Origin of the sequence: Edaphobacter aggregans DSM 19364 (genome assembly GCF_000745965.1) — a bacterium.
Lineage (GTDB): Bacteria > Acidobacteriota > Terriglobia > Terriglobales > Acidobacteriaceae > Edaphobacter > Edaphobacter aggregans.
This window is the reverse complement of the sequence record NZ_JQKI01000210.1, coordinates 1-6,711: the sequence shown is the minus strand read 5'-3', so window position 1 is coordinate 6,711 and position 6,711 is coordinate 1. Positions and strand designations below refer to the sequence as shown.

The following is a 6,711-nucleotide window of genomic DNA, read 5'->3' as shown; positions in this document are numbered from 1 at the left end:
CCCAGGATCGGGGTCACCGCACACCCTACAAGCATATCTATCGCGCTCTAAGACCTGCTCTCGCAGGCCCCCGAAATACTCGGCATCCTGCCGTTTCAGCGTGTAGCAGGTCGCGCAGAGGCCCAGGGCGAGGATCTTCTCGTTCCCGCAGGGACAGCAAATTGCGGTCTGGATCCCCTTCTTCAAAGCCCTACTCCTTCGTTTTCAGCTTGGAGTCGTTTTCGCGGATGAACGCCTCGATCTCCGGCGCACTCGCCAGGATGCGGAGCCACTGTTCTTTGTAGAGCGTGACCGGAAACCGGCCCATGCCGTACAGAGATACCCCGCCTTTCTCGCTCACCTTCAGAGTGAGGCCACCCTTATCTTTGCTCTTGAGCTGGGCATTCTCAGCCCGTAGGCGCTCCAACTCGGCTTGCATCTCCGATTCGCTCATCGATTCCCTCCTCCGATTCCCTGCATACGATTCATTTTCCAAGCTTGCCAGCGCGGCGCTTTTTGACCGGAACATACCGATATAGCGTATCCCGGCTGATGCCGAACTCACGAGCAAGCGCAGCCTTCGAGTCACCATCAGCGACTCGCCGGCGCAACTCGGCCGCGCGAGTCGCTGACAACGATGGCTTTCTGCCGGTGTACTTCCCTTCCCTTTTTGCAATCGCAATTCCCTCTCGCTGGCGCTCGCGGATTAGCTCTCTCTCGAACTGAGCAAACGCTCCCATGACACTCAGCAACAGATTCGACATGGGCGAATCCTCGCCGGTGAAGGTCAAGTTTTCCTTCACAAAGACGATATGCACACCCCGCTCCGTCAGACCCAGCACTATTCTCCGCAAGTCATCAAGGTTGCGGGCCAGCCGGTCCATCGAGTGACAAAACACTGTGTCGCCTTCGCGGACGAAGCTCTGCATGGCCTCCAGTTGGGGACGCTTTGCATCCTTGCCGGAGGCTTTGTCAGTAAATCTTTTGTCCAGGGCCAGCCCTTCGAGCTGGCGGACCTCGTTTTGATCCAGGGAGCTGACGCGCAGGTAGCCGACCTGTTGGCCTTTGGACCGCTTGCGCGTTCGAGCCGGCCGAGGTGTCCGAATAGACTCTTTGACCTTCGTCATTACCTGTACAATAACTCAGAAATAAACTCTATTGCGACATTATTTCGCCCCGTGTCGGACGTAGGGTTGGGCTATACCCCAAAGACACACGAGTCTATGACGGAAGAAGAACACATTCTTGAAGGTGGCAATGTCGCTGCGCGAGTGACAAGGGTTGGTGCGACTGTGAGCAATTCGGTCACCGTGAAACCTTGTGCGCAATGTAGATCGATGGGTCTTCATCGCGCCCCCTGTTCATCAATCCCAAAAGTTGTGGATTTGCTGGATAGCCTTCATGGTGAAGGCAGCTGAGAAGCGCCCGCACACCGGGCGTAGCAATGGATCAATGGTCAACTGCTCAAATCACGGCGGCTTTCCGCCTGAGCGTTGCTGAGTGTATACCTCAGAAGTACAAGGACTGAGACGAAGATCATGGCCGATTTTTCCATTGTCGAGAAGCAGAGCATCGAAAAGGTTCTTCGGATGGGTGACGGCTATGTGCTTAATTTCAGTGACCGCACATTTGGCGAGTTTGTCCTTGATGCGGTCGGGATCGATCCCTACGCGCACGGGATGGACGCCAACGGTGGATCGAAGGCGAAACGCCTGCGCCACATCTTTAACACCCAGCCTAACTACATAGCCGGCAAGCTGCTCGCGGCTCTCTTCGAATTGGAAAGCACACTTGAGGAAAACAGCTATCGACCAGTAGACGAAGCAACTCGGCAACGCGCTCGCGCCGTCGCAGACCGACTCCGCCAAGGGGCACAAATTGAGGACGCTGCTGCTCTCACACCAAACACCAACGAGCAGGACTTTGAAGTGCTCGCGAAGGAACTCCGAGCAGCGATCGACAGCGATAGACCGGAAGTCGCTCTGGACAGACTGCATACCTTCGCAGTCAAATTCATCCGAGCAATTTATAGCCGTCATTTCAAGCGAACACCAGATCAGAAAACGACGGCAAACTCACTCTTGGGTGAGTATGCCAATGATCTGCGCGACAGAAACGTACTCGATTCCAAAATGGCCTCAGAAATTCTGAAGTCATCAGCTCGCATTTTGGACGAATTTAATCATGTACGCAACAACCAAACACTTGCTCACGACAACGATGCTTTGCTCAGCCGTAGCGAGGCCCGTTTCATCTTCGCTAGCGTTTCCGCTTCCATCAGATTCCTAGGAGACCTGGAGGAGAAGCAATTGAGAAGCAAACCATGATCTTTCACTAGTTGGCTGCTTCCGCCCAAGGACCTGATACTCTTCGCGAGAGCTAGGCAACGAAGGGTTCAGTATGTCACGCGCAATCCTCAAAAGACGTGTGTCGATCCTAGTGCCACTGTCTTCGCGAGAGAAACAATCCTCTTCGAGAGCCTCTGAGTAAGAGCAAGAGTGATTAGGCGCCAAATAGAGGGAAGGATGTTTCCTCCCTGCCTCCAGCCGGCGATGAGCTGCCGTCTTCCGACACCCTCCTCTGCGGTCCGTTCCTTCCCGCAACGCCCTCCCCAAATGCAAATATTCATGCGCTCCGCGCAAAGCAAAGTAACCAAGCCTTCGTGAGGAACTCCGTCCCTGGCGCGCGACAAGGAGTGTCCCCAGTCTTCCGCGCTGCGCTTGTGCAGACCCGCCTTCGGCCGCCCTTTCCGTTCCACTACCGCTCCTCTCCAAGGGTGGGAGATACCCCTGTCCTTGCACTTGCCTCCCCTGCTTGGCGTGGGCCAGGGCCAAGGCGTGTTTGTTAGCAAACACAGCAAGGCCATTCAAAAACGGAGGATTCACCCAATGAGCACCATCGCCACCACGAACGAAACCAGCAACGTTACTTCCCTTCCCTCGACCTCGAAAGCGCAGACGGCCAAAGAATCAAGCCCTGAAGCGACTTGCATGTCAGAACGGACGGAACACGTTCTGCGGACATCCATTCAGTTGCTTAGGCGTAAGCGAGCATGGCTGACTGACCGTTCCTCGGTAGGATCGCTAAGTATATTGTGGACTTTGTCAGCTTCAGATTGGATTTGCGACTCCGCGACTCTACTCTCAAGAATGATTGCTGCATCGTGAGGGATAAAGCGTCGCACTTGGGAAAAAGCTAGCTCCGCCGCTCTGGAGATTATGTCGTGCTGATTGGAGGTATCAACTTCACTCACGTGAAGTTGCACAATGCGGTCGCCAAACGCTCTCAGCAACTGATATGCCCCGACCATAGATGAGTCGACTTGTCGAGCGTGGCCTAGGTCGAGACACATCCTTGCGCCAGGCAGCAAGTCGAAAAACCGAACGAGCTCTGCGGCCGATCGGCCCATTCCTTTCCGCTTGTCCATATTCTCAATCGCCAATCGCGGTGCTAAAGATCGCCAAGATGACACGTCGTGAATGGCGTCAGGATGCAGAACAATTGGCCAATTCTGTGGGAGCCGCTGAAGAAGTCTAATGAGGAGCGGCTCTTCTTGTTCGGTGAAGGAGCTGGGCGCATGAAAAGATATATAGCTATATTGCGTCAAACTCAGGGTAGGCAAAGCGTCAATCAGCGGCTCCATTTCGCCGATACGAAGGGCCGATAGCTCGACTGCATTGAAGTTATAGGCAGACAGGAGTGTGAGCGCGTGACTGAAATCTCCTAACGCAATTGCACCGGTCGAATATCCAAGTGTGCTCATTAGAAAACTCCGTATCTGATCGTAAGCTGACCGATCGGGTTATCTGCAGTTAAAAAAATCTCCTGAACCGCTTCGGCAAACCTATGGGAAATTGCGCGTGCTTCCTTATAGATTGGATCGACCTCGAACTGCTCGGGAGTGAGATCCTCGAGATGTTTCCGTTGGGCGGAGTCACCGAGTACGGCTAAGAAGGAGTCGTAGGCGCTAAATAGTGCTTCGATTGCCTGCGGCTTATCTACAAATCTCGACAACGTCTCAGCCGTAAGGTCCAATGGCGTTTTGTCTAAGAAGTTACCGATAAAGGCAGCAACCGCCACCGCGTTGTCGCACTGAAAGAATGCGAGGCGCTCGGCCTCATCTGGAAAATCGAGCTGGCACCGGAAGCACGCTAGCAGGCCGGAAATGTACAGCAACTTACGAGACAATCGCAATTTGATATTACGCAGAGCGAAGCCCTCATGAGAGCGGTCATGCTGCTTATCTGCGAAATCGACCGCCATCGTGCGCCAATATCTGGCGAAGTCGTTGAGAAGAAAGTGCGGAATCTTAGTTTTGGTGGAATTTCTCCATAGACCAAGATCTTCCTCTAAATATCTCTTGAGGATATTGTTTCGGACCCTATTGAAGACAATGGGGTCTCCGATAGCCTGAGCCTCCAATAGGAGCAGTGAACGCCGAGTTGTGTTGCCATTCGTATCGTCTTCGCCGCCTATGAAGTGAATTAGATTGTGGCTCGAAGCTATGTTTCCAAATGTCCCGGTTCGTCCCGGCGGCTTGGACTGTAATGAATCAAGCGCTACGCCTATCTGTCGCGCTACCTCCGCGTGTTCAGGAATCGTAATTCCATCGATCAGGAGCGTCCAATCGATGTCACTTGAGTCTGTGAACTCACCTCGCGCAAGAGAGCCGAACACTACCAAGCTTGTGTCAGGAACGACTAGCGATCGACACGCCTCTAATAACCGAATCAGCTCCTTTGCTGCTTTCTCTCGTCCAACAGCCAAGAATCGCCAATCAACACCCAATTCAGCCGCAAGCTCTTCTGTCGTGTTCGCTTTCATCGAGCTCCCCATTCCATCTCAATTACAACCGTATCAGCGGGGACGCGAGCGTCCAAAAGGATACGGTGGAAATCGCCGACTTAGACGTAGCCTGCTGCACTTGTTGATGCGTGACATTCTGTGATCTTCCAGACCGTGGCCGTGGACCGTGGGGCGAAGGGATCACAGTTGAAGTCATGAAAAAGATCGTCTGGCTAAAGCCGAAGGCGGTCGCCCACATCGAATTTCTCGAATGGACGTCAGCCAGCCGTCTGCGTCACACGAAGTTCGTTACGATGCGTTACGACAAAGATCCAAGGATGGGCGTCCGCGAAACATAATCTTTGCTCCGCAAGCTATTGAAATAAAAGAGAATAATAGCAAGCCGACCAAATACGACACTTGGCGGTATAATGGACGACATAATGGTAAACGAGCTGACAGGCATCGTTGATGAACTTGGCGGGGAGTCTTCCTTTGGTCGAACTGTTCGCACCAACGAGGAGATGAGTACGGCAATCCGTGCCGGTTTTCCCCATTCCGCTGTAGAGCGCTTCCTCGAATCATCAGGACTGTCCATGCAGGAGATCGCATCCAGTCTCGACCTCAGCATCCGCAGCTTGCAACGCCGCAAGCACGAAGGTCGCTTGGCTCGATATGAGTCGGATCGACTGTATAGGCTAGCTCGGATCGTAGTGTTGGCTGAGTATTTTCTAGGCGATCACGAGAGGGCAATTCAATGGCTTAGGCGTCCCAATCATGTTCTTGGCGGGGTGGCACCGCTGGCAGTCATCGACACCGAACTAGGGGCTCGCGAGGTCGAGAACGTACTCGGCAGGATAGGGTACGGTGGTGTGAGTTGACACTCGTCTATCGACTGCTACGACAACCTTTTGCTGATATGCCATTCGATGGGGAAGGAAGCTACCGCTATGGCGGACGGTGGTCTCATCCTGGAACACGAATGGTCTATACAGCGGAACATCTCTCACTGGCCATGCTCGAGTATTTGGCTCACCTCGACCCAGACAGGCTACCAACGGACCTTGTGCTCGCCCAGGCTGAGATACCCGATGACATAAGTCGCGTTCAGTTCAGGGCGGAAGACCTCCCATTGGACTGGCGCACCTATCCGGCACCCACTACGCTCAAGGATCTTGGGAGCGAGTTCGTCAAAGAGTCGAAGGCCGCTGTCATGATTGTCCCTTCAGTTCTTGCGACAGTCGAAAACAACTGGCTGATCAATCCAGTTCACCCAGACTTTCAGCGGATCAAGATAGTCCGTACAGAACCATTCCAGTACGACACAAGGCTAGTCCGCGTCTAACACCGCGTTCCATCCAAGGAGCACCGGCTATGGTAGACTCTTCCCAGTTTGATTAGCCTCCGGTACGGGGGCGAACGGGTTTCCTCTGCGGAGGATTCCCGCGTACCACCCCTATAACCCGATCATCACCCTATATACCGAAATTTCATCTATAAACTGACCGAGCGGCCACCCAAAGGGGTGGCCATTATTATTTGCGCGGTCCACAACTACCGCTATGTCGGAAGGAGGCCCTTTGTCTCGTACCGTATTCTTGATTGCCGGGCCTTCTGGCTCCGGCAAGACCACTCTGACGCAAGCCCTTGTTCAGCGCATGCCCTTGCTCACCAAGGGCATCACCGTGACCACCAGAGTACCGCGACGCGGCGAACTCTCTGGCAAGGACTACCACTTCGTGACGCCGACTGATTTTGGCATTCTAATTTGGCTCACTCTGGCGGTTTAAGTTGGCCCACCCTGGGCAGAGCGGACTCTACCCTGTTTCTCAGCGGCGCTGAGGGACGGAGGGCGAGTTGGACTGGAGAGCCAAGGTGGAGTTATACGAGCAGATTCGCCGGGAGTATGAGTTTGGAGTCGGGTCGATCATCGGTGTGGCGCGGAAG

Annotated in this window: 9 protein-coding genes and 1 pseudogene; 5 read left to right on the top strand and 5 right to left on the bottom strand. The window is 54.0% G+C overall.

The genetic code is table 11. The annotated features are described in order from the left end of the window. From Q363_RS43350 to Q363_RS29580, 3 genes and pseudogenes are all read right to left on the bottom strand, one after another. A pseudogene (locus Q363_RS43350) lies at positions 1-186 on the bottom strand (HNH endonuclease); the annotation flags it as partial. A 4-nt stretch (positions 187-190) separates the two neighbouring features. Continuing rightward, positions 191-433 (bottom strand): hypothetical protein, encoded by a 243-nt coding sequence (locus tag Q363_RS29585; protein ID WP_035357875.1) that lies wholly within the window; start codon positions 431-433, stop codon positions 191-193. Between the two features lie 31 nt (positions 434-464). Next, a complete protein-coding gene (locus Q363_RS29580; protein WP_157467850.1) occupies positions 465-1,106 on the bottom strand; it encodes a recombinase family protein in 642 nt (213 codons plus the stop codon). 411 nt (positions 1,107-1,517) lie between these two features. On the opposite strand from Q363_RS29580, the gene Q363_RS29575 reads away from it, so the two are divergent. Next, the gene (locus tag Q363_RS29575; protein WP_035357874.1) at positions 1,518-2,306 is read left to right on the top strand and encodes an abortive infection family protein; all 789 of its coding nucleotides are present in this window, start codon (positions 1,518-1,520) and stop codon (positions 2,304-2,306) included. A gap of 701 nt (positions 2,307-3,007) precedes the next feature. Here Q363_RS29575 and Q363_RS29565 read toward each other — a convergent pair. Next, positions 3,008-3,742 carry a sugar phosphate isomerase/epimerase family protein gene (locus Q363_RS29565; RefSeq protein WP_051979521.1) on the bottom strand — a complete coding sequence of 245 codons (735 nt, stop codon included), beginning with the start codon at positions 3,740-3,742 and terminating at the stop codon, positions 3,008-3,010. Next, complete coding sequence (locus tag Q363_RS29560) at positions 3,742-4,803, bottom strand: nucleotidyltransferase domain-containing protein (protein WP_035357881.1); 1,062 nt, start codon at positions 4,801-4,803, stop codon at positions 3,742-3,744. Before Q363_RS29560 ends, Q363_RS29565 begins: the two co-directional genes overlap by 1 nt. A gap of 110 nt (positions 4,804-4,913) precedes the next feature. On the opposite strand from Q363_RS29560, the gene Q363_RS39480 reads away from it, so the two are divergent. The 4 genes from Q363_RS39480 (at position 4,914) to Q363_RS29545 (ending at position 6,554) form a co-directional block, all read left to right on the top strand. Continuing rightward, positions 4,914-5,123 (top strand): ATP dependent DNA ligase, encoded by a 210-nt coding sequence (locus tag Q363_RS39480; protein ID WP_342667473.1) that lies wholly within the window; start codon positions 4,914-4,916, stop codon positions 5,121-5,123. A gap of 72 nt (positions 5,124-5,195) precedes the next feature. After that, positions 5,196-5,645, top strand: coding sequence for a type II RES/Xre toxin-antitoxin system antitoxin (parS, locus tag Q363_RS29555; RefSeq protein WP_051979519.1), 450 nt, complete (start codon positions 5,196-5,198; stop codon positions 5,643-5,645). Then, on the top strand, positions 5,642-6,109 hold the full coding sequence (locus tag Q363_RS29550) for an RES family NAD+ phosphorylase (RefSeq protein WP_035357870.1): 468 nt from the start codon (positions 5,642-5,644) through the stop codon (positions 6,107-6,109). The genes parS and Q363_RS29550 overlap by 4 nt, the downstream gene beginning before the upstream one ends. A 235-nt stretch (positions 6,110-6,344) precedes the next feature. After that, complete coding sequence (locus Q363_RS29545; protein ID WP_169747186.1) at positions 6,345-6,554, top strand: nucleoside/nucleotide kinase family protein; 210 nt, start codon at positions 6,345-6,347, stop codon at positions 6,552-6,554. Positions 6,555-6,711 lie beyond the last annotated feature (157 nt).

What these genes read in the sequence shown, in the direction of transcription:
- Q363_RS29580 (WP_157467850.1), bottom strand. Translation starts at nt 1,106, where the DNA reads ATGACGAAGGTCAAAGAGTCTATTCGGACACCTCGGCCGGCTCGAACG.
- Q363_RS29575 (WP_035357874.1), top strand. Translation starts at nt 1,518, where the DNA reads ATGGCCGATTTTTCCATTGTCGAGAAGCAGAGCATCGAAAAGGTTCTT.
- Q363_RS29585 (WP_035357875.1), bottom strand. Translation starts at nt 433, where the DNA reads ATGAGCGAATCGGAGATGCAAGCCGAGTTGGAGCGCCTACGGGCTGAG.
- parS (WP_051979519.1), top strand. Translation starts at nt 5,196, where the DNA reads ATGGACGACATAATGGTAAACGAGCTGACAGGCATCGTTGATGAACTT.
- Q363_RS29565 (WP_051979521.1), bottom strand. Translation starts at nt 3,742, where the DNA reads ATGAGCACACTTGGATATTCGACCGGTGCAATTGCGTTAGGAGATTTC.
- Q363_RS29560 (WP_035357881.1), bottom strand. Translation starts at nt 4,803, where the DNA reads ATGAAAGCGAACACGACAGAAGAGCTTGCGGCTGAATTGGGTGTTGAT.